The sequence below is a fragment of the Stenotrophomonas sp. SAU14A_NAIMI4_8 genome (assembly GCF_003086695.1).
In the GTDB taxonomy this organism is placed as follows: Bacteria; Pseudomonadota; Gammaproteobacteria; order Xanthomonadales; family Xanthomonadaceae; genus Stenotrophomonas.
In genome coordinates this window covers 2,416,685-2,437,959 of the sequence record NZ_CP025999.1, presented here as the reverse complement: position 1 = coordinate 2,437,959, position 21,275 = coordinate 2,416,685, and the positions used below count along the sequence as shown (strand labels likewise).

The following is a 21,275-nucleotide window of genomic DNA, read 5'->3' as shown; positions in this document are numbered from 1 at the left end:
TTCCTGAAACGGCTGGTGTTCCATGAATGCACGTCCCGTCGTCGCCGGTCTGCCGGCATTGGTGTTGGCTGCCCTGATCGGCACCATGGCGATGATGTCCTTCGTCGCGGTCATCGGCCCGGTGGTGCGCTTGCTGGGCCTGGCCGAATGGCATGCCGGTCTGTCGGTTACCGCCGCCGGTGTGCTGTGGATGCTCGCCGCCCGCCCGTGGGGCCTGCTGAGCGACCGCATCGGCCGCAAGCGTGTGCTGCTGGTGGCCATGAGCGCCTACACGGTGGTCTACATCGGCCTGGCGGTGTTCATCGACCGCGCGCTGCAGTCGGTGCCGGCGGTGCTGGTGTCGGTGGCGGTGCTGGTCGGCACGCGCGGTCTGATCGGGCTGTTCTATGCCGCCGTGCCGCCGACGGCCGCGGCGCTGATCGCCGATCAGTCACCGCCGGGGCAGCGCACGCAGTTGCTGGCGCGGCTGGGCAGCGCCAATGCGCTGGGCATGGTGCTGGGGCCGGCCGCGGCCGGTTGGTTGGCCTACCGCAATCTGCCGCTGGCCCTGTACGCCGCCGCGCTGCTGCCGTTGCTGGCGCTGGCGCTGCTGGCCTGGCGCCTGCCGGCCACGCCACCGGTGGCGGCCAACGCGGCACAGAAGCGCACGCCGTTGGCGCGCATGGATGCACGCGTGCGGCTGCCGCAGCTGACCGCGTTCCTGGCCATGATCTCGGTCACGATCGCCCAGGTTACGGTCGGTTTCTTTGCGATTGATCGGCTGGCGCTGGACGCCGCCGCCGGCGCGCGCATGGCGGGCCTGGCGCTTACCGCGGTCGGCGTCGGCCTGATCCTGGCGCAGGTGCTGGTGATGAAGCTGGACGTGCATCCGCGGCGCTGGATCGCGCTGGGCGCGTTGATCGGCGGCCTGGGCTTCGCCTCGGTCGCGCTGGTGCAGCAGCCCTGGCAGCTGCCGGCGGCCTACGCCATCGCGGCGTTCGGCATGGGCTTTGTGTTCCCGTCCTTCCAGGCGCTGGCCGCCGATGCGGTGGAACCGCATGAGCAGGGTGCCGCCGCCGGTACCGTGGCCGCCGCGCAGGGCGTGGGCATGGTGGTCGGGCCGATGCTGGGCACGCTGCTGTACCGCGCCAACGCCAGCCTGCCGTACCTGATGGTGGGCGTGCTGCTGTTGCTGCTGTGCGCACTGGCGCTGGCCCACCGTCGCACGGAGGCCGCATGAACGATTCGATCGTGTTGGGTGATCGCAACCCCGATGCAGCGCTGGCCGACACGGCGATCAACGCCGATCAGGCCGACCTGTTCGTGCTGCAGCAGGCGGGCCAGCAGGTGCATGCGCGCGGCTGCCGTGCGCGGCTGCCTGCCGGTGCACTGACCACGCTGGCCGACCGCGTAGCGGATTTCTTCAGCCAGCAGCGCGGTGGTCCGGGGCTGCTGGTCGGCGCGGTACCGTTCGAGCCGCGCGCCGACGATGCGTTGTTCCAACCCGAGCGCCTGTTGCCGGCGCTGCCGCTGCGGCCACAGGCCGCACCGGTACTGCAGGGTGCGTTGCAGGCCGAGCCGTCCGCACAGGCCTACGCCGATGCGGTGGCGCAGGCGGTGCTGGCCCTGCGTGACAGCGACGACCCGTTGCACAAGGTGGTGCTGGCGCGCAGCCTGCTGGCGCAGACGCAGCAGCCGTTGGCGCCGGATGCGCTGCTGGCGCGCCTGGGCGCCGACCCGTCGGTGGCGACCTACGCGGTGCCGCTGCCGGTCGACCCGGCGCAGCCGCCGGCCTGGCTGGTGGGCGCAACGCCGGAGCTGCTGCTGCGCAAGCGCGGTGCCCAGGTGTTGTCGCATCCGCTGGCTGGTTCGGCCCGACGCAGCGCCGACCCTGCCCAGGACCAGGCCGCTGCGCAGGCGCTGCTGGCCTCGCGCAAGGATCACGACGAACACCGCCACGTGGTCGAGGCCATCGTGGCCGCGCTGTCACCGTGGTGCCGCCAGGTGGACGCGCAGCCGCGCCCGGTGCTGCATGCCACCGCCAGCATGTGGCACCTGGGCACGCGCATCCACGCCACGCTGGATGATCCGTCCACGCCGGCAGCGCAGCTGCTGGCCGCCCTGCATCCCACCCCGGCGGTGTGTGGCACGCCGCAACAGGCTGCGCTGCAGCGCATCCGCGCACTGGAACCGGTGCCGCGCGGCTTCTATGCCGGTGCCGTGGGCTGGCTCGACGCGCAGGGCGATGGTGACTGGTACGTTGCGATCCGCTGTGCGCGACTGCAGGGCCGCCAGCTGCGGCTGTATGCCGGCGCCGGCATCGTCGCCGAATCCTCGCCGCAGGCCGAAGTGGCCGAAACGGCGGCCAAGTTCACCGCCTTGTTGAATGCGCTGGGGGTCCATGACCCGGCGCCGCTGCAGGAAATCCTGTCATGACCACGCCTTCTGTTTCCCACCGTGTTCCGCTGCAGCAGGTCTGGCCGGCCGAGCGCGCGCAGCGCTATCGCCAGGCCGGCTATTGGCGCGGCGAAACCTTCCCCGGCTTCCTGCGCGAGCGCGCCGAACGCTATGCCGACGATGTTGCCGTGGTTGCCGGGGATACCCGCCTGACCTACGCGCAGCTGTGGCATGAAGCCGGGCGCATCGGCGCCGGTCTGCTTGCACTCGGGCTGCAACCGGGTGACCGGGTGCTGCTGCAGCTGGGCAACACGGCCAGCTTCATCAGCGTGGCCTGTGGTCTGTTCCGCGCCGGGCTGGTTCCGGTGTACGCGCTGCCGGCGCACCGCATCACCGAACTGGTGCATTTCGCGACCAAGGCCCAGGTCAGTGCCTATGTCACCACGGCGCTGCACGAGGGCTTCGATCATCGCGAACTGGCGCGGGCCCTGCAGGCGGCGGTGCCGGCCGTGCAGCAGGTGGTGATCGATGGCGAGGCGGCCGAGTTCACCGCGCTGGATGCGCTGCAGGGCGACCGCGGCACGCTGCCGGCAGACCCTGACCCGCAGTCGGTGGCCTTCCTGCAGATTTCCGGGGGCAGCACTGGCCTGTCCAAACTGATTCCGCGCACGCACGACGATTACCTCTATTCGTTCCGCGCCAGCAACGAGATCTGCGGCATCGACCGCGACAGCGTGTATCTGGTGGCCCTGCCGGCTGCGCACAATTTCCCGATGAGCTCGCCCGGCTTCTTTGGTGCGCTGTACGCCGGTGCGCGCGTGGTGATGAGCCCGGGCCCCGGGCCTGACGCCGCATTTCCGCTGATTGCCCGCGAAAAAGTGACCTGCTGCGGCCTGGTGCCTCCGCTGGCCTTGCTGTGGGCGCAGGCGGCGGCCAGCCGTAGCGAGGACCTTTCCAGCCTGCAGGTGCTGCAGGTGGGCGGTGCCAAGCTGGTGCCCGAAGCCGCGCGGCGCGTGGTGGACGGGTTGGGCTGCACGCTGCAGCAGGTGTTCGGCATGGCCGAAGGGCTGGTGAACTACACCCGGCTGGACGACCCGCTGGAACTGATCGTGGCCTGCCAGGGCCGGCCGATCAGTCCCGACGACGAAGTGCGCGTGGTGGATGACCACGACCAGCCGGTGGCCGAAGGCGAAGTCGGCCACCTGATCACCCGCGGCCCGTACACGATCAATGGCTACCACAACGATCCGGTGGCCAATGCACGCGCCTTCACCGACGACGGTTTCTATCGCACCGGCGATCGCGTCCAGCAGCTGCCCGGCGGCTACCTGGTGGTGCAGGGCAGGGCCGGCGACCACATCAATCGTGCCGGCGAGAAGATTTCCGCCGAAGAGATCGAAGACCATCTGCTGGCGCACCCGGCGGTGTTCGACGCGGCCGTGGTCTCCATTCCCGATGAGTACCTGGGCGAGCGCAGCTGTGCCTTCGTCATTGCCCAGGGCGAGCCGATCAAGGCGCCGGCGCTGAAGGCCTGGATGCGCACCCGTGGCCTGGCCGCGTTCAAGGTGCCCGACCAGGTGCTGTTCGTGGACAGTTTCGATACCACGGCGGTCGGCAAGATCAGCCGCCGCGAACTGCGTGCGCAGCTGCGCGCGCGTCATCTGCAACAGACAGGAGGAACGCGCTGATGGCGCTGCCCCGCATTACCCCTTACGCGCTGCCCACGGCCAGCGAACTGCCGGCCGCACGCGGCCCCTGGCAGCCCCAGCGCGACCGCGTGGCGCTGCTGGTGCACGACATGCAGCGCTACTTCCTGGCCGCCTTCGATGGCGAACAGGCACCGCTGCAGCCGGCCGTGGCCAACATCGCGCGGCTGCTGGCGCATTGCCGCGCGCAGGGCATTCCGGTGTTCTACACCGCCCAGCATGGCAACCAGGACCGGCGCGACCGTGGCCTGCAGGCCGATCTGTGGGGCCCGGGCATGCAGCGCGGGCAAGCGCATGAAGCGATCATCGACGCGTTGGCGCCGCAGGAAGGCGAGCACGTGCTGGTCAAGCACCGCTACAGCGCGTTCCAGCGCAGCAACCTGGAAACCCTGATGCGCGTACGCGGCCGCGACCAGTTGCTGGTCACTGGCGTCTATGCCCATATCGGCTGCACGGCGACCGTGGCCGAGGCCTTCCAGCGCGATATCGAAGCGTTCATCGCCGCCGATGCCGTGGCCGATTTCTCGCGTGCCGACCACGACCAGGCGCTGTACTGGATCGCCCGGACCTGCGGGGTGCCGATGACTACCGACCGACTGCTGGAGCTGCTGTGATGAGCGCAGGCGCTGAACCGCTGACCCTGGAACGCATGCGCGCCGACCTGGCGCGGGTGCTGGACTGCACGCCGGGCGAGATCGGTGACGATGACAACCTGATGGATCTGGACCTGGATTCGATGCGCATGCTCGGCCTGGTGCTGGCCTGGGGCAATACCGGCCTGCCGCTGGAATTTTCGCAGCTGGCCGAACACAGCACGCTGCGCCAGTGGTGGACGGTGGTGCAGCGGCTGCAGGCTGCGCAGGCGGCATGAACGCGGCAGCGCTGGCCACGGCCGTTGCCCTGACCGAAGCGCAGACCGGGCTGTGGTACGCGCAGCGGCTGGCTCCGCAGAGCCCCGCGTTCAATACCGCACATGCGGTATGGATCGACGGCGCGCTGGATGTTCCGCGCTTTCTGGCGGCGGCCGACCAGGCGGCGGTGGAGGCGCAGGCGTTCGCGCTGCGCTTCACCCAGAGCGCGCAGGGCGAGCCGCTGCAATGGCACGATCCGGCGCATGTGCCGGGCGTGCAGCTGCAGGATGTCTCCGGCGCGGCCGATCCGGCGGCGGCGGCGCGCGCGGCGATGCAGCGCGACCGGCTGACGGCGGTGGATCCCACCCGCGATCGGCTGTCACGCCAGGTGCTGTTCCAACTGGGCCCGCAGCGCTGGGTCTGGTACCTGCGCGTGCACCATCTGGGCACCGATGGCTACGGCATGGCCTTGTTCAGCAATCGCGTCTGCGCGCTGTACGCCGGCCGCGGCGGCGATCCGTTGCCGTCGTTGGATGCCGTGTTGGCCGACGATGCCGCATACCGTGACCACACTCGCCGCGAGCAGGCCGGGCAGTGGTGGCATGCGCAGCTGCAGGGGGCGCCGGCGGGCACCGGCCTGGCGGGCACCGCGGCGGCCAGCGACGATGCGCTGCGCTGGGTGCAGCCACTGGACAGCAGCTTCCGTGAGCGCCTGCTGCAGACTGCTGCGGCGTGGCTGCAGCCATGGCCGGATGTGCTGACCGCGCTCACCGCCGAGTATCTGCGGCGCATGGGCGCGGCCGACGAAGTGGTGCTGGGCATTCCCTACATGGGGCGGCTGGGCAACGCCTCGGCACGCGTGCCGGCGATGGTGATGAACGTGCTGCCGCTGCGCGTTGCCGCCGCCGAAGGCAGCGTGGAATCGCACTGTCGCGCGCTGGGCCGTCAGCTCAGCCAGGGCCGCAAGCATGGCCGTTATCGGGGTGAACAGCTGCGCCGCGACCTGGGCCTGGTGGGGGCGCAGCAGCGGCTGCATGGGCCGCTGGTGAACGTGCAGCCGTTCTACCGCCCGCTGGCGGTGCCTGGTGTGCAGGCCACCCTGGAGGTGCTGTGCACCGGCCCGGTGGATGATCTGACCCTGGGCTTCCGTGGCGACGGCCAGCAGATGCTGGATCTTGAGATCGAAGCCAATCCCGCGCTGTACGGCGCGCAGGACCTGCAGGCGCATGCGCAGCGCCTGCTGCATTTCGTGTCGGCGGCCCTGCAGGCCGACGACATCGGCGATGTGCCACTGGCCACGCCCGAAGAAACACAGCAGCTGGTGCATGGCTTCAACGCCACCGACCACCCGCTGCCACACACCACCCTGGCCGAGCTGCTGCGGCAAGGTATGGATCGCGACCCGCAAGCCCCCGCGCTGGTGCTGGGCGCGCAGACGCTGGACCACGCCACCCTGGAAGCACGCAGCTTCGCGTTGGCCGCGCAGTTGCGCGCGCGGGGCGCCGGCCCGGGCACGCGGGTGGCGGTGGCCTTGCCGCGTTCGCTGGACCTGGTGATCGCGATGGTGGCCGTGCTGCGCGCAGGCGCCGCCTACCTGCCGCTGGATCTGGACCATCCGGATGAGCGCCTGGCGCGCATCCTGGTCTCGGCAAAGCCGCTGTGCGTGTTGGGCGAAGCGGACATCGCGCCGCGCCTGGCGGGTGTACCGGTACTGGCACCCACGCAGTGGACCGATGTCAGCTTCGCCGCGCCATGGCCGGGGCCCGACGCGCACGATGCGGCCTATGTGATCTACACCTCCGGCTCGACCGGCGAGCCCAAGGGCGTGGTCATCGAGCATCGCGCCATCGTCAACCGCCTGCTGTGGATGCGCGAGCACTACGGCTTCAGCGCCGATGACCGCGTGCTGCAGAAGACACCGGCCACCTTCGACGTGTCGGTCTGGGAATTCTTCCTGCCGCTGCTGTGCGGGGCGACCCTGGTGCTGGCCCCGCCGCAGACGCATCGTGATCCTGCCGCGCTGGCGCGGTTGATCCGTGCGCATGGCATCAGCACCGCGCACTTCGTGCCGTCCATGCTCGATGCGTTCCTGGCCGCGCCGGATACGCAGGGCCTGCAGCTGCGCCGCGTGTTCACCAGTGGCGAAGCGCTGGATGCCTCGCTGCGCGACCGCTTCCATGCGCGCGTGCAGGCACAGTTGCACAATCTGTACGGGCCGACCGAAGCTGCAGTGGATGTGAGCTATTGGCCTGCATCGGCGGACGATGCGTCGCGCCCGGTGCCGATCGGCTTCCCGGTCTGGAACACGCGCCTGTACGTGCTCGATGCCGCGCTGCGGCCGCAGCCGGTGGGGGTGCCGGGCGATCTGTACCTGGGCGGCGTGCAACTGGCACGCGGCTATCTGGGCCGCGACGACCTGACCGCCGACCGCTTCCTGGCCGATCCGTTCCTGCCCGGCGAGCGCATCTACCGCACCGGCGACGTGGCGCGCTGGCGCCCGGATGGCGGGGTCGAGTACCTCGGCCGCAGCGACCACCAGGTGAAGCTGCGCGGGCTGCGCATCGAACTGGGCGAGATCGAGGCGGCGCTGCGCGAACTGCCCGGCATGCAGCGGGTGGAAGTACTGCTGCGCCACGATGCGCCGGCCGAGCCGCGGCTGGTGGCCTATGTGCCTGCTGGCCTGGACGATGCGGCCGCGCTGCGCAGCCATCTGGCCGCGCGCGTGCCCGACTACATGGTGCCGTCGCTGTTCGTGGGGGTGGAACAGTGGCCGGTCACCGCCAATGGCAAGCTGGACCGCGCGGCGTTGCCCGCACCTGCGCAGGTGGTAGCTACCGGCCTGGCGCCGCGCACGCCGCTGGAACAGGAGCTGGCGCAGCTGTTCGCGCAGGCGCTGGGGCGCGATGCGCCGGTGCCGGTGGACGCGGACTTCTTCAGCCTGGGCGGCGACTCGTTGTCGGCGGTGCATCTGTTGCTGGCCATCGAACAGCGCTGGCGCTGCGAGCTGGGCCTGGGTGCGCTGTTCGCCCAGCCCACGGTGGCCGGGCTGGCCACGCGACTGGCCGAACCGCCGGCCAACGCCGACCATGCGCTGGGGCCGGTGATCGCACTGGCAGCGGCGGAGGGCGAACCTGCGCCTGCACCGCTGTTCGTGCTGCACCCGGCTGGTGGCATCGCCTGGAATTACCGCACGCTGGCGCGTGCACTGCAGCCGGCGCGCCCCGTGTATGGCCTGCAGTCGCCTGCGCTCGACCCCGCGCAGCCGCTGCCGGGCAGCATCGATGCCATGGCCAACGACTACGTGCAGCGCGTGGTGGCCCTGCAGCCGCGCGGCCCCGTGCATCTGCTCGGCTGGTCGGTGGGTGGCATCCTGGCCCAGGCCATGGCCGTGCGCCTGCACGACATCGGGCGTGAGGTGGGCGAACTGGTGCTGCTGGATGCCTATCCCGCTGAATGCTGGCGGGCCGAACCCGAGCCCGACCCGATTGCCGCGCTGCGGGCGCTGCTGGCCATTGCCGGGCACGATCCCGACGCGCACCCGGAACTGGACAGCCGCGAGGCCATCCTGGCCTTCCTGCGCCAGGGCGGCAGCGCGCTGGGCAGCCTGCCGGATGTGGTGCTGGAAGGCGTGGTGCGCGCGGTGACCGGCACCAATCGATTGATCCGGGCCCACCACCACCGCCCGTACGTGGGCACGCTGGTGCATGTGCGGGCAGGGCGCGACCACGTGGCCCGGCCGCAACTGCAGTCGGCGCTGTGGCAGGCGCATGCGCTGGACGTACAGGCGCTGGAACTGCCGTTCCTGCACGCCGAACTGACCGGCCGCGACGCGGTGGCGCAACTGGCGCCGTGGCTGTCGGCACGCCTGCAGCACTGGGATGAACAACAGGAGATCGCAACATGCAGTTGACCGGGTTTGCAGGCCGCGTGGCGCTGGTGACCGGCGCCGGCGGGGGCATCGGCGCGGCGCTGGTTGAACTGCTGGCGGCGGCCGGGTGCACGGTGGTGGCCACCGATCGTGCCGCGCCCGTGGCGCAGGCACGTGGGGTACACGCCTTCGCACTGGACGTGACCGACAGCGGTGCGGTGGACGCGCTGGTGGACCAGGTGGAAGCGCGCATCGGCCCGATTGCGCTGGTGGCGAATGTGGCTGGCGTGCTGCACGTGGGCGAGGTGGTGCAGACCACCGATGCCGATTGGCGCCGCGTGTTCGCGGTCAATGCCGAAGGCGTGTTCCATGTCAGCCGCGCGGTGGCGCGGGTGATGTCACCGCGTCGGCAGGGGGCGCTGGTGACGGTCAGCTCGAACGCGGCCGGTGTGCCGCGGCATGGCATGGCTGCTTATGCGGCCTCGAAGGCAGCGGCGACCATGTTCACCCGTTGCCTGGGCCTGGAGCTGGCCCCGCTGGGCATCCGCTGCAACATCGTCGCCCCGGGCTCCACGCTCACCTCCATGCAGACCGGCATGTGGGAAGACGCGCAGGGCGCCGAACGGGTGATCGCGGGCAACCTGGATACCTACAAGGCAGGTATTCCGCTGCGCAAGCTGGCGACCCCGGACGACATCGCCCATTCAGTGATGTTCCTGCTGTCCGAGCAGGCCGGCCACGTGGCCATGAGTGATCTGTACGTGGACGGCGGCGCCACCCTGCGCGGGTGACGCACGCGTCGCCGATTCCCGGTAGGTGCCCACCAAGGTTGGCACCTACCAGGCGTCGGGGCGGTGCGCGTGCCACGGGCCGCCGATCCCCGGTAGGTGCCCACCTTGGTGGGCACGCGGGCGCCGCACGTGCCAACCAAGGTTGGCACCTACCAAAAGCGGGTCAATTGGCACCCATCAAAAGCGGATCAAATCGCGTTTTGAAGTTTGCGACGGGCCGGTCAGCCTGCGGTTCGGGGTTTGCGCGTGCGCTTGGGCTTTGCCGCATCGCTGCTGCTGGCTACGCCGTCCTGCAACGCCTGCAGCCACGACAACGTATCCACGTAATCAATGAAATGCCGCAGGTAGCCGGGGCTGGCGCCCTGCATGGTGTCCAGCATGCGCTGCACCAGCACCGCCGAATTCAGCGGCCCGCCGTCGGCCGGGGCTTCGGCGCGCAACGATCGCTTTACCTGCAGTTCGCTGCGCAGGGCCGACCACTCGCGGCGCACCGTTTCCAGCATCGGCACCTGCGGGTAGTGTTCGCGCGCGCGCGAACCGGCATCCAGATCGCGCACCAGGGCACGCAACCCCTCACGCGCAGCGCTGGTAGCCGGCTTATTCGCCATCGCCAGCCTTCGGCTTGGGAATGGGCGCGATCTCCACGCGGCGGTTGCGCGCGCGACCGGCTTCATCGGCGTTGGAACTGACCGGCTGCTCGCTGCCGAAGGCGGCGGCGAAGACCGCATCGGCCGGCACGCCGTCGGCAATCAGGGTACGGGTCACCGTCAGCGAACGCTGCGCGGACAGCTCCCAGTTGTCGGCGAAGCGTCGGTTGCCATCGCGGATCGGCGCATCGTCGGTGAAGCCGCTCACCATCAGGATTTCATCGCGCGAACCCAGATAGGCCGACAGCGGGGCAGCCAGGCTGCGCAGCAGTTCCTGGCCTTCCGGCTGCAACTGGTCCGAGTTCAACGCGAACAGCACGTTGCCGCTGATGCCGATGCGGCCATCGACCAGGGTCACCCGTCCGGCAGCCAGCGGCCCAGCCAGTGCCTGTTCCAGCGTCTGCAGCCGCTTGGCCTCGGCTTGGCGCTGCTTTACTTCGGCGTCCAGGCGCTGCGACAACTCCAGCTGCACCGCTACCACGCCCACCAGGATCAGCACGAAGGCGCCCAGCAGCACCGACATCAGATCGCCGAAGGCGGCCCAGATCGGGGCGTGCGAACCGCCATCGACCTCCAGTTCGTCGCTCATGCGCTGCCGGCCTTGCCACGGCGCGCGGCCAGCTGCTGCAGTTCGTCCATCACCTGCTTCTGCGACAGCAGGCTCAGGTCGACCACTTCACGGGCCTGGGCCACGTAGTAGGCCAGCTGTTCATCGCTGCGTGCCAGCGAGGCATCCAGCGCGCCGCCAATCTGTTCCAGGCGGCCGGACAGCTCTGCCGCTGCGCTGCCGAACTGTTCCACCGCCGCGCCGAAGCTGCCGGCCAGCTGGCCCACGTCGCCGGCGCTGCCGCTCAGCTGCGCGGCAATGCCATCCAGCTTGCCGGTCTCGGCGGCAATGTGGTCGGTGAAGCGGCTGCCCACGCATTCCAGCAGCTCGGCCGAACCGCCTACCAGTGCGTCCACCGCGCTGCGCTGTTCGTGCGAGGCATGGTTGATGGCCTCCAGCAGGGTCTGCACGGTGGCCAGCAGGTGGCCGCGTTCTTCCAGCACGGCGTTGTCGCGTACCAGGCTTTCCGACAGCGTGTTGCGCAGTTCGTTGATGACTTCGGCGGCGGCCTTCGGCGCCTGCGCGGCGGTCTGCAGCAGGGTAGATACTTCGGCCAGGGTGGCGCTGGCCTGCGCGCGGCCGTTGTCGCCAATCTGCTGGGCCGTGTCGGCCAGGGCTTGGCACACGGTCTGCTGCTGCGCGGTCAGGTCGGCAGAAGCCGCCTGCAGTGCATCGGTCCAGCGCTGCAGGCGCTGTTCGTCGCTGGCCTGCAACTGCGCCTGCAGGGCGGCGTGGGCCTGCTGCAGATCGGCGCTGACTGCATCCCAGCGCGCCTGGCGCTGCTGTTCGCGGGTGTCCAGGCTGGCCTGCAGTTCGGCATGCGCGGCGGCCGCAGCGGCCTGTGCGCCGTGCCAGTCCTGCGTACGCTGCTGCTCGTGCGCCTGCAGCAGCGCCTGGCTGTCGGCGTGGCGTGCATCCAGCGTCTGCAGCAGGGCCTGCGCCTGGGTGTGCAGGGTGTCGTTGGCGCTCTGCAGCGCCTGCTGCTGGCGCTCGGCCAACTCGCGGTTCAGCGCGTGCTGCTGCTCGGCGGCCGTGCGCCAGGTGTCGGCATGGCGCTGGGCATCGCCCTGCAGGCGCTCACCCAGGCTGGCCAGCAGCGTTTCACTCTGGCGCACCTGGCCGTCGCTGAAGGCCTGCAGGTGCTGCCGCAGTTCGGTCACCAGCGCCTGCTGGGCCTGGGTCTGCTCATCCACCACGCGCGCCCAGCTGGCCTCGGTGGCCACGCGGCTGCGCTCGAAGCCATCGGCCAGACCGGCCAACTGCTGCTGCACGGCCTGTTCGACGCGCACATGCAGCGCCTGGCCGTGGCTGGCCAGACCAGCCAGCGTAGTTTCGGCCAAGGGCTGCAGGGCGCCGCCAATGGCGCTGGCGCTGGCTTCGGCACCTTCGCGCAGCGATTGCTGCAGCGAGACCGCCAGCCTTTCCTGCAGCGCCTGGCTCTGGGTCAGGAACTCGCCCTGGCCGGCCAGCAGGCGCTCGTTGGCGGCACTGCTGTGCTGTTCGAACGCACGGGTCATGTCCTGCAGGCGGTCCACCAGTGCGGGCAGGGCGGTGGACTGCGCCTGCAGCAGGCGCAGCGATTCGGCACGCTGCCAGGCCTGCGAATGCGGGTGCAGGTCGCCAGCGATGGCGCGGTCCAGCTGCTGCACGGCCTGCAGGCGGTCGCGGCGCAGCAGGGCGGCCAGCAGACCCAGCATGGCCGAACTGGCCACACCGGCAATGGAGGTGCCAAACGCCACGGCCAGACCCTGCACCGGCGACGCCAGCGAACCGCGGATGGCGGCCATGTCGGTGGCGCTCTGCAGGGCCAGGCCGGTGCCGCGCAGGGTGTCCATCATGCCCAGCAGGGTGCCCAGCATGCCCAGCAGCACCAGCAGCCCCACCAGGTACGGGGTCAGCACCGGCGCGGGCAGGGCGGTGCGCTCGCCTTCCACGCGCAGGCGCACGGCATTGCGCAGGCCGGCCGGCACGCGCTCCAGCCACGGCTGAAGGCTGTCCTTGGCCAGCGACACATCGGCCAGTGCGGCACGCAGGCCGTTGCTGGCCTGGCGGTAGCGGTACAGCTCCACGCCACCGGCCACGTAGCAGGTCGCTATAACCGCGGCCACCAGTGCGCCCAGCGGATGCACGGCCACATAGCCAATGCCGATCCAGCACACGGCCAGCAGGCCCACAAGGAAGACAACGACGGGGAAGACGGTTCTGGACATGGTGTTCCGGTCAGTGGGGGCGCAGGGCTGCAAGCAGCCCATGAATCGGGTGGAAGCGCAGTTCAAGCTCGGCCAGCAGCAGGCTGCGCATGTCATTCCTGAAGGGAGCGCGCCAGCCGGGTTGGCCATGCACGCGCTCGAAGCGCGCGCCCAGCACGGCCGGGGCGGTGGCCAGCAGGGCGTGTTCACGCGGGCTCAGGGTCTGTTCCATCACCGCGTCGACCTCGGCCAGCCGCGCCAGTTCGGGCGTGGTCTGTACCAGTTGGTCACGCAGGCGGCCGCGCAGGCGGCCGGTGGCGGTCTGCATCGCCCGTTGCAGCACCAGATAGCGCTGCCGCAGCGAGGCGAAATTGGCGGTGGCGGCCGCCTCGGCCAGGTCCAGCAGGCGCTCGGCCTCGGCATCCTCGTTCAGCGACGCCAGCAGGCTGGTCTCGGCCTGGGCGCAGTCGGCCAGCAGGTCATCCAACGTTTCGGCCGCTTCGGCGGGCTCGGGCAGACGGCCATCCAATGCCCCGGACAGGGCCACGGCACGGCTCCAGTCCACCCACTGGCCGAGGCGATCGGTCAGGGCAGGACTGGTGGCCGGCATCGCGCCGTCACTGAGACGGGCGAGCAGACGGAGAAAGTCCGGTCCGCCCAGGACCGGCTGCACTGCGTTCGCCATCAAGGGGTTGGGGGCCAAAACCGTTGATTTTACAGCCAGATGACCCCGCACGTATGAAAGGGCCGGCGGCATGCCGCCCGCGCCCGGCGGCGGGCGTACAATGGCCGGCTGCACTACCGCACCTGAATCCACTGGAGTTCCGCATGACCCTGGCGCAGTTTTACCCCATCGGCACCCCCGGCCAGCCCTGGGGCGATGCTGAACGCGCACAGTGGCGGGCCCGCCAGCAGAAGCAGCGCAGTTACCACGACGATGTGGTGGCCGAGCTGGAGCGCCTGGACGAGCGTTTCGACGTGGTGCAGTACGGCCAGCTGGATTACGCGCCCGACCATTACCCGCTGTTTGCGGTGGTGAACCACGACTGGAACCCGGCCCTGCCCACCGCGCTGGTGACCGGCGGCGTGCACGGCTACGAGACCAGTGGCGTACATGGCGCCCTGCAGTTCCTGCAGGAGCAGGCCGAGCGCTACCTGGGCCGCTACAACCTGATCGTGGCGCCCTGCGTCAGCCCCTGGGGCTACGAGCGCATCCAGCGCTGGAACCCGGACGCCATCGACCCGAACCGCAGTTTCCGTGACGGCGGCCAGATCGAGGAAGCGGCGGCCCTGATGCATTGGCTGGCCGAGCGCAAGCCGAACATCCGGGTACACCTGGACCTGCACGAAACCACCGACAGCGACCTGCACGAGTTCGACCCGGCACGCTGCGCCCGCGACGGCAAGCCGTTCGAGCGCGACACGATTCCCGATGGCTTCTACGTGATCGGCAACAGTGAAGACCCGCAGCCGGAATTCCAGAAGGCGCTGATTGCCGCGGTGGCGCCGATCACCCATATCGCCCCGGCCGACGCCGAGGGCAACCTGGTCGGTCTGCCGCTGCAGTCGCCGGGCGTGGTCTGGGGCGAATCGCGTTCGATCGGTGCCTGCGCCGGCTTTACCGATGCGTTGTATGCCACCACCACCGAGGTCTACCCGGACAGCCCGCGTACCAACCCGCAGGAATGCAACGACGCCCAGGTGGCGGCGGTGTGCGCCGGTCTGGATTTCGCGCTGGCCGCGCCGTAACTCGGTAGCGCCGGGCCATGCCCGGCGAGCGGGGCAGGGCCGCCCGGCCTAGCAGCTGGGCACTTCGTCCGGGCGCGGTGCCAGGGCCAGGGCCGGCCGTTCGTCGGCCACGGCAACGAACAGCGCGTTGTAGCCACGCATGTCGCAGTCCACGCCGGTGCGGTAGGAGTTCAATACCAGCCGTACCGGGCCGCTGAAGTAGTGCTGCTGCTTCAAGCCAGCTTTGCGCTGGGCCGGCGACAGCAGCGCGCTGATGATCGTGTCGGTGTTGCGGATCCAGATCTCACTGACCGGGCCACGGCCCGCATCGTGCGGCAATCGCCGCTGGCTGGCCGCGTCCGGTTTCAGCACCACCCGGTAGCCGCCGCCGAAGCCCTCGCTTTCCGGCTCCCAGGCGACCTGCAGCGTGCCCGATACGGTGGCGCTGCCGCTGAAACGGGTTTCGTTCGGCGCGACAAAGACCGAACGCTTGAAGGGCGACGGTTCGGAGGAGATGAATCGCGCCTCCTGGGCCTGGGCATTGGCTGCACCCAGGGCGAATGTGGCGACCACGAACAGCAGGGCGTGTGCTTTCATGCGGCGGGCCGGGGCAGGGGCGATCTGCTGCGCACACTAGCACCGCACTGGCCTGCGGTCACTCGGTGGCGACGCCTGCGCCCTGCGGCCCGTTCGGGAACGCTTTCGGGCAGACCCGTGCGAACTGCAGGGCCGAGATCGGGTTGTAGCAGTAGATGTTGGTGATGGTGAAGGTGCCGGTGGCCGCGTCGACGGGTGCCCAGCAGTCGCCGGGCACGCCAAGGGTGCAGAACAGGAAGGGGTTGTCGTTGTAGTAGGGGATGGGCTCGTAGTAGTTGTCCGACTGCGCCCCTGCCGGCAGGGCGAGCAGCTGCAGCAGCACCAGCATGCAGATGCCGCGCGTTCTCTTCATTGCAGGTTCTCCCTTCGCATCAGAGCATGCGGCTGCTGTCATGGTGGGCATTGCCGCGAAGGCCGGTCGCTTCCGGCAACGGCGACGGCGATGCGGCGAAGGTGCCCATCGGCAGCGCGTCCTGCGCCGCCACGGCTGGCGTTGCTGCCGGTGCCGGCGCCGGTGCCGGAGACAGCCCAGGTGAGCCCGACGTGCCCGGCGGCGGTGTCGGGCTGGCAAACGGCGAATAGGCCATGAAGGCGGCCATGTTGCCCTGCCACATGGCCGCGCCGATGGTCGGGGCGGTGATGATGAGGGCGGTCATCAGCAGCCCGATGCCGCCTTGTTGCAGTGCCTGCGATGACAAGCCTTCGCCAGTGTCAATCGGGATCAGCTTCACCACCCAGTAGGTGGCGGCCACTTTGGCGGTGAACTTCAGCACCATGGCTGACACCACCGACAGCAGGGACATGGAAAACAGCGTACCCAGCACGTAGAACAGCCACTTCTTGAACAGGTCTTTGGTCTGCTCGAACATCAGGGCGAGGATGAAGATCGGCCCGATGCCCATCAGGAAGGCCATGGTGAACTTGAACAGCAGCAGCATGGCACCGGCCGCCATGGGCGGGCTGGCGGTACCGAAGCTGGCCAGCTGCATGGCGCGGCCCTTCTTTTCGATCAGCTCCGGATCGCTCTCGTCCACGTGGATGGCGTCCAGCGCGGACAGCGCCAGCTGCGTGTACATCAGGTTCTCGTCAATCGCATCGGCCGCACCGCCGCTGCGCTTTCCGGTAAACAGCTGGTGGATCTCCTTGTCCAGGTTGTCGGTAACCGCCTTGTGCAGTGCGGTACCATTGGCGCCTGCGGCGGTGGCGGCCATGAGTACCAACGCCACTTTTGCCGCCCGCCCCATGATCGCCATGGCTGACTGCTGCGATCGCCCGGCGGCGAGCGCGTAGCCCTGGAGCAATACCCAGAAGGTAGTGAGCGTCATTGCGGTGAAGGTGACCCAATGCGCGGCGCGGCGGGTGAGCTCCAGCCCGAATTCGGCGATCTCCCTGTCGAAGTAGTCACTCACCAGCCGAAAGAACAGGAAGTTCCCCGGCGTGATGTCTGCAAGAAGCGGTAGGCCGAACGCGGCGCTGTCAACGAATCCATTCATGCCATCTGTCCATGGGTGGGGGGAGAGAAAAGCGCCGAGCCCTCAGTTCGACAGCGCTCGTTCCAGCACGGCCGCCTGCACCAACTGGCCCAGCAGGCTGGGGGGCTTGCCGTCCAGCGCCTGGCGCGCCAGCTGCGCCCGTTGTGCGGTCAGACCTTCGATGTAGCCGTCGTAGGCCTTCATCTGGGCCTGCCAGTGCTGCAGGTCCATTTCGTTCTGTGCAGCGAAGCGGTGGACTTCGTTGTCATTGGCGGCCAGCTTGCCCTGGCTGTTGCCGGTCTGGCTGCGCTGGCTCTGGATGGCCTCGAACTGCTGGTTGCGCTGGACCAGCCGATCGAGCATGCGCACGGTGGCGTTGTACTGGATGTTCCTGGCCTGCACGATGCGCGCGCAGATGCGCGTCTGCTCAGTCGCCGCATCGCCGCCGATGCCTGACAGCAGGTCGCCGAGCCCGCGTGGGAAACCGCCAATGCCGCGCGCTGCTGCGCCGGGGCAGCGCTCGTGCAGCTGGTAATCCTCTTTGCGCTCGGAAAAGCTGTCGGTCATCACCGAATCGGTGCGCGGCAGTGGATTAAGCTGGATCAGCTGCTGTTTGTAGTGTTCGACCTGCTGCTTGTAGTGCTCGGCCTGGCGCTTGTACTGCTCGATGGCCTTGGCCATCGACTGCGGGTCGTTCACGGTCCAGGTGGCATGCGCGGGCCCGGCCAGCAGCAGCGTGGCAACGGCGGCACACGCCAGCAGGCGCAGCGCGCGGGAACGAACGGGTGAGATGCGGGTCATGGCAGTCCTTGCAAACCGGGCGGGGTACCTGCGGTTCCAGCGCCGTGCGATCACGGCTCCTTCCGCGGTGCCCACATTCCATTGCCGGGCCACGAGGGCGGTCAATCAGAAACCTTGCACCTCGTGTCGCATGTGACTGGTGGCGCCGTGCCGACGGCAGCGGGAATGAAGACGCGGCACGGATTTGCGGTAGTTCAGCCGCCGCAGCTCGCAGACGACATGCCGCTCAACAGCCTGTGGAAGCGGCGCCCTGAATCTGTCCGTTCGCGCCATCGCGCGCGGGAATGGCCGCGCGCGATGGCGCCAGAGGCTAACCGTTGAACAGTTCCTTCCCGCAACGCGGGCATTCACCGGTGGCCAGCGCGCGTTTGCCAAACCTGCCCAGCAGATGGCGCGAACAGGCCGGGCAGACCAGTCCGTCGGGCAGCGGGCGGTGGCGTGGGTTGTGCAGCAGGATGTGGGCGAGCAGGCCCAGCAGCACACCCAGATGCAGCAGCGTGGGCAATGGCTTCAGGTGCAGGGGGGTTATCGAAAGCAGCAGCGACGGCACCGTTGCGACAATGCCGAACAGCCAGAGGTGCTTGATCAGGAACTGCTTTTCCACGGCACGGAAGGCTGTCTGCCGGTAGCGGAGGCGGCCGCGGGTCATGGCTGTGCGCCTGCGCCATCGCCGTGCAGGCGATCACCGACCTGCGCGCTCAGCGCCACGCAGGCCATCATCAGCCCTTCCATCACGCGATCGCCCAGGCATTCCTTGTCGTTGCCGCTCTGCCGCACGCGTTCGGCAGCCAGCAGCAGTTCCTGCACCACACGCAGGCCGGCCACGGCGCAGTCGGCGTCGGCCAGTTGCACCCGCCGGGTCGGCAACGGGTGCTGTTCGCGCCAGGGCTGGCCATTGGCGGCGGCGCCGCGGCCGATACGGTGCAGCGTGGCGGCGAAGGTGGTGGGGTCGGCGGCCGCCGGGCGGGCAGGGCGCAGCGGCGAAACATCAGGCGTGGTCATGGCGTGGCTCCGAAAGGGGCAAGCAACAACCGCCACACAAAAGGTGGCGGGCGGTACGCGGTTCGAATCCGGATGACCTCAAGCCGGCGGGCGCGAACGCCCCCGCGCACCGCCCGCCATGGCCGGCAGGCGGATTGCCAGCCGACGCCGCACACGGCGGCGCCGACTGGCAAGCGCAATCACTCAAGATCACGACGGGATTCGAAGCCCGGCCATCCGTTTTCGATGGCCCGCCATCTGTAACCGCGGTGATGCCGAATGCCAATCAGAAAAGTTGAAGAACGCATTCTGATAGCGACGCTTTCGGCATTGTCGCAGGCTGTTAAGTAACCGCTATCCAAAGTGGCGCGTGGCGCTGCACCCAACCGGCAATCTGCGACACAGTGCCGGATAGAACACCTGCACTTACACCCCGTAACGTGGCATTTGCGACACCGCCTTAGCCCAGCGCGTCCTGCACCGCCGCCACGAACGCGCGCACTTTCGGCGGCACCCGGCTGGCGCTGGGGTAGACCGCCCAGACATCCAGCGGTTCGGGCACGGCATCATCCAGCGTGATCGCCTGCACATCGCCACGCGCCAGCGCATCGCGCACATACCACTGCGACAGATTGGCGATGCCCAGCCCGCCCGCGCAGGCTTCGTACACGGCCTCCACCGAACTGGCCGTCAGCCGGCCCGCCACCCGCTGCCGCAGCGGCTTGCCCTCGCGCAGGAACGCCCAGTGGCGGGTGCCGCTGGCGGCCAGGCACTCGTGCGCGGCCAGGTCGGACAGCAGTTGCGGCTGCCCACGCTGTTGCAGGTACGCCGACGACGCGATCAGCACGCGCGGGTTGTCGGCCAGGCGCCGCGCCACCAGCCGGTTGTCGCGCAGCGGCGCAATGCGGATGGCCACATCAATCCCCTGGGCGACGATATCCACCTGTTCGTCGGTGGTGTGCAGATCCACGTGCAGGCGCGGGTGCTCGGCCATGAAGGCCGGCAGCAGCGGCGCCACCACCCGGCGCCCGAATGCGGTGGACGCGGTGATGCGCAACTGGCCGCTCAGGCCGCCGCCATCGGGGTGCAGGTCGGCCAGGGCATTGGCCTGGCCTTCCAGCAGGGCCTGCGCATAGGGCAGGAACACCTCGCCATCGCTGCTGGGCGACAGGGAACGGGTGGTCCGGTGCAGCAGGCGCGCCCCCAGTTCGGCTTCCAGCGCCCCCAGGCTGCGCGAGGCCGACATGGCGGTCAGGCCCAGCTTGCGCGCCGCGCCGGCCAGGCTGCCCACGCGCACGGCTTCCACGAACACCTGCACATCGCTCAGGTTCATTGTAACGATTTCCGTTTGGCTGGCCTAACTGATTGGCAGTCTACTGCATGAATCGATACGCGCTCATAGTTTCGCCACGCCCACTCCGGGTGCGAACCGAGCCCGATTCATGCGCACTGCAACGTCACCGGCACAACCCGCCGCGCTACCGGCCCTGACCCCGGCCCTCACCCTGGTGATGGCCCTGTGTGCGGGCCTGGCCGTGGCCAACATCTATTACAACCAGCCCATGCTGGGCCTGATGCAGCGCGAGCTGCCGGGCACGCTGACCGGCCTGGTGCCCACCGCCACCCAGCTGGGCTACGCGCTGGGCCTGTTCGCGCTGGTGCCGCTGGGCGATCGCGTGGAGCGCCGCCGCCTGATCGTGGTGCAGTTCAGCCTGCTGGCCGTGGCCCTGGCGTTGACCGCCTTGGCGCCCAGCGGCGCCGTGCTGCTGGCCGCCTCGCTGCTGGTGGGGGTGACCGCTACCGTGGCCCAGCAGATCGTGCCGCTGGCCGCCGCACTGGCCGCGCCCGAACGTCGCGGCGCCACCATCGGCATCGTCATGTCCGGCGTGCTGTGCGGCATCCTGCTCAGCCGCACCCTGTCTGGCGCGGTGGGCGACCACGCCGGCTGGCGCGCCATGTTCTGGCTGGGCGTGCCGCTGGCGCTGGGTGCGGCGGTGCTGGCACGCACGCTGCTGCCGGTCAGCCAGCCCACGCAGGGCGCAAGCTATCCGGCGCTGATGCGTTCGCTGGTGGGCCTGTGGCGGGAACTGCCGGTACTGCGCCGCGCCGCCATCACCCAGGCCTTGCTGTTTGCTGCGTTCGCCGCGTTCTGGACCACCTTGTCGCTGCGCCTGCCGCAGGTGAATGCCCACTACGGCGCCCAGGTGGCCGGGCTGTTCGGCATCGTCGGCGCGGTCGGCATCCTGGCTGCACCGCTGGCCGGCCGCATTGCCGACCGCCGTGGCCCGCACCTGGCCATCATCGCTGGCAGCGCGCTCACCCTGCTGTCGTGGCTGCTGCTGGGCCTGTGGCCGTCCATCATCGGCCTGGTCGTGGGCTGCGTGCTGCTGGACCTGGCGGTGCAGGGCGTGCTGGTTTCGCAGCAGCACGTGGTCTACGCATTGCGGCCCGAAGCCCGTTCGCGGCTTAACACGCTGTTCATGGGCTCGATGTTCCTGGGCGGTGCCGCCGGTGCCGCAGCCGCCAGCTGGGCCTGGTCGCTGGATGGCTGGCGTGGCGTGGTGGCGCTGTCGATTGGCCTGGCGGCGCTGGCCACCGCACTGCAGCTCGGCACCCGCGCCGCTGCGCGCTGAAAACTCTCTCCTCTCCCCCACGTTGAAA

The 21,275-nt window shown here is 69.5% G+C and carries 20 protein-coding genes; 9 read left to right on the top strand and 11 right to left on the bottom strand.

Features of this window, described 5'->3' with window-relative positions:
• Positions 1 to 22: 22 nt before the first annotated feature.
• From C1930_RS11230 to C1930_RS11200, 7 genes are read left to right on the top strand one after another with little or no spacing between them, the layout of a single operon-like run.
• The gene (locus tag C1930_RS11230) at positions 23 to 1,219 is read left to right on the top strand and encodes an MFS transporter (RefSeq protein WP_108771774.1); all 1,197 of its coding nucleotides are present in this window, start codon (positions 23 to 25) and stop codon (positions 1,217 to 1,219) included.
• Positions 1,216 to 2,415: an isochorismate synthase gene (locus C1930_RS11225; protein ID WP_108771773.1), complete on the top strand. Its 1,200-nt coding sequence runs from the start codon at positions 1,216 to 1,218 to the stop codon at positions 2,413 to 2,415. The genes C1930_RS11230 and C1930_RS11225 overlap by 4 nt, the downstream gene beginning before the upstream one ends.
• Positions 2,412 to 4,064, top strand: a complete 1,653-nt coding sequence (locus C1930_RS11220; RefSeq protein ID WP_108771772.1) for an AMP-binding protein — start codon at positions 2,412 to 2,414, stop codon at positions 4,062 to 4,064. The genes C1930_RS11225 and C1930_RS11220 overlap by 4 nt, the downstream gene beginning before the upstream one ends.
• A complete protein-coding gene (locus C1930_RS11215; RefSeq protein ID WP_108771771.1) occupies positions 4,064 to 4,696 on the top strand; it encodes an isochorismatase family protein in 633 nt (210 codons plus the stop codon). The genes C1930_RS11220 and C1930_RS11215 overlap by 1 nt, the downstream gene beginning before the upstream one ends.
• Positions 4,696 to 4,953 (top strand): phosphopantetheine-binding protein, encoded by a 258-nt coding sequence (locus C1930_RS11210; protein ID WP_108771770.1) that lies wholly within the window; start codon positions 4,696 to 4,698, stop codon positions 4,951 to 4,953. Before C1930_RS11215 ends, C1930_RS11210 begins: the two co-directional genes overlap by 1 nt.
• Entirely contained in the window at positions 4,950 to 8,843 is a 3,894-nt protein-coding gene (locus C1930_RS11205; RefSeq protein WP_108771769.1) for a non-ribosomal peptide synthetase, read from the top strand. Before C1930_RS11210 ends, C1930_RS11205 begins: the two co-directional genes overlap by 4 nt.
• Positions 8,834 to 9,592, top strand: coding sequence for a 2,3-dihydro-2,3-dihydroxybenzoate dehydrogenase (locus C1930_RS11200; protein WP_108756360.1), 759 nt, complete (start codon positions 8,834 to 8,836; stop codon positions 9,590 to 9,592). Before C1930_RS11205 ends, C1930_RS11200 begins: the two co-directional genes overlap by 10 nt.
• A gap of 221 nt (positions 9,593 to 9,813) precedes the next feature.
• On the opposite strand, the gene C1930_RS11195 is transcribed toward C1930_RS11200, so the two are convergent.
• From C1930_RS11195 to C1930_RS11180, 4 genes are read right to left on the bottom strand one after another with little or no spacing between them, the layout of a single operon-like run.
• On the bottom strand, positions 9,814 to 10,200 hold the full coding sequence (locus C1930_RS11195) for a DUF2894 domain-containing protein (protein ID WP_108753270.1): 387 nt from the start codon (positions 10,198 to 10,200) through the stop codon (positions 9,814 to 9,816).
• Complete coding sequence (locus C1930_RS11190) at positions 10,190 to 10,828, bottom strand: OmpA family protein (RefSeq protein WP_108771768.1); 639 nt, start codon at positions 10,826 to 10,828, stop codon at positions 10,190 to 10,192. The genes C1930_RS11195 and C1930_RS11190 overlap by 11 nt, the downstream gene beginning before the upstream one ends.
• Entirely contained in the window at positions 10,825 to 13,056 is a 2,232-nt protein-coding gene (locus C1930_RS11185; RefSeq protein ID WP_108771767.1) for a DUF802 domain-containing protein, read from the bottom strand. The genes C1930_RS11190 and C1930_RS11185 overlap by 4 nt, the downstream gene beginning before the upstream one ends.
• Before the next feature lie 10 nt (positions 13,057 to 13,066).
• Positions 13,067 to 13,720 carry a DUF3348 family protein gene (locus C1930_RS11180; protein ID WP_108771766.1) on the bottom strand — a complete coding sequence of 218 codons (654 nt, stop codon included), beginning with the start codon at positions 13,718 to 13,720 and terminating at the stop codon, positions 13,067 to 13,069.
• Positions 13,721 to 13,863: 143 nt separating this feature from the next.
• Here C1930_RS11180 and C1930_RS11175 point away from each other — a divergent pair, with 143 nt between their 5' ends.
• A complete protein-coding gene (locus C1930_RS11175; protein ID WP_108771765.1) occupies positions 13,864 to 14,784 on the top strand; it encodes a M14 family metallocarboxypeptidase in 921 nt (306 codons plus the stop codon).
• Between the two features lie 48 nt (positions 14,785 to 14,832).
• On the opposite strand, the gene C1930_RS11170 is transcribed toward C1930_RS11175, so the two are convergent.
• The 7 genes from C1930_RS11170 to C1930_RS11140 all read right to left on the bottom strand — a co-directional run bounded on the left by C1930_RS11170 (position 14,833) and on the right by C1930_RS11140 (position 19,947).
• Positions 14,833 to 15,360: a hypothetical protein gene (locus C1930_RS11170; protein ID WP_108762154.1), complete on the bottom strand. Its 528-nt coding sequence runs from the start codon at positions 15,358 to 15,360 to the stop codon at positions 14,833 to 14,835.
• A 58-nt stretch (positions 15,361 to 15,418) separates the two neighbouring features.
• A complete protein-coding gene (locus C1930_RS11165) occupies positions 15,419 to 15,712 on the bottom strand; it encodes a hypothetical protein (RefSeq protein ID WP_159093602.1) in 294 nt (97 codons plus the stop codon).
• A 19-nt stretch (positions 15,713 to 15,731) separates the two neighbouring features.
• A complete protein-coding gene (locus C1930_RS11160) occupies positions 15,732 to 16,853 on the bottom strand; it encodes a type IV secretion system protein (protein ID WP_108771763.1) in 1,122 nt (373 codons plus the stop codon).
• 42 nt (positions 16,854 to 16,895) lie between these two features.
• Complete coding sequence (locus tag C1930_RS11155) at positions 16,896 to 17,633, bottom strand: hypothetical protein (RefSeq protein WP_234412647.1); 738 nt, start codon at positions 17,631 to 17,633, stop codon at positions 16,896 to 16,898.
• 310 nt (positions 17,634 to 17,943) lie between these two features.
• Positions 17,944 to 18,282, bottom strand: coding sequence for a hypothetical protein (locus C1930_RS11150; protein ID WP_108771762.1), 339 nt, complete (start codon positions 18,280 to 18,282; stop codon positions 17,944 to 17,946).
• The gene (locus C1930_RS20545; protein ID WP_234412646.1) at positions 18,279 to 18,635 is read right to left on the bottom strand and encodes a hypothetical protein; all 357 of its coding nucleotides are present in this window, start codon (positions 18,633 to 18,635) and stop codon (positions 18,279 to 18,281) included. The genes C1930_RS11150 and C1930_RS20545 overlap by 4 nt, the downstream gene beginning before the upstream one ends.
• A gap of 439 nt (positions 18,636 to 19,074) precedes the next feature.
• A complete protein-coding gene (locus C1930_RS11140; protein ID WP_108756351.1) occupies positions 19,075 to 19,947 on the bottom strand; it encodes a LysR family transcriptional regulator in 873 nt (290 codons plus the stop codon).
• Between the two features lie 109 nt (positions 19,948 to 20,056).
• Between C1930_RS11140 and C1930_RS11135 the strand changes: the two genes are divergently transcribed.
• Positions 20,057 to 21,247: an MFS transporter gene (locus C1930_RS11135; RefSeq protein WP_234412645.1), complete on the top strand. Its 1,191-nt coding sequence runs from the start codon at positions 20,057 to 20,059 to the stop codon at positions 21,245 to 21,247.
• Positions 21,248 to 21,275 lie beyond the last annotated feature (28 nt).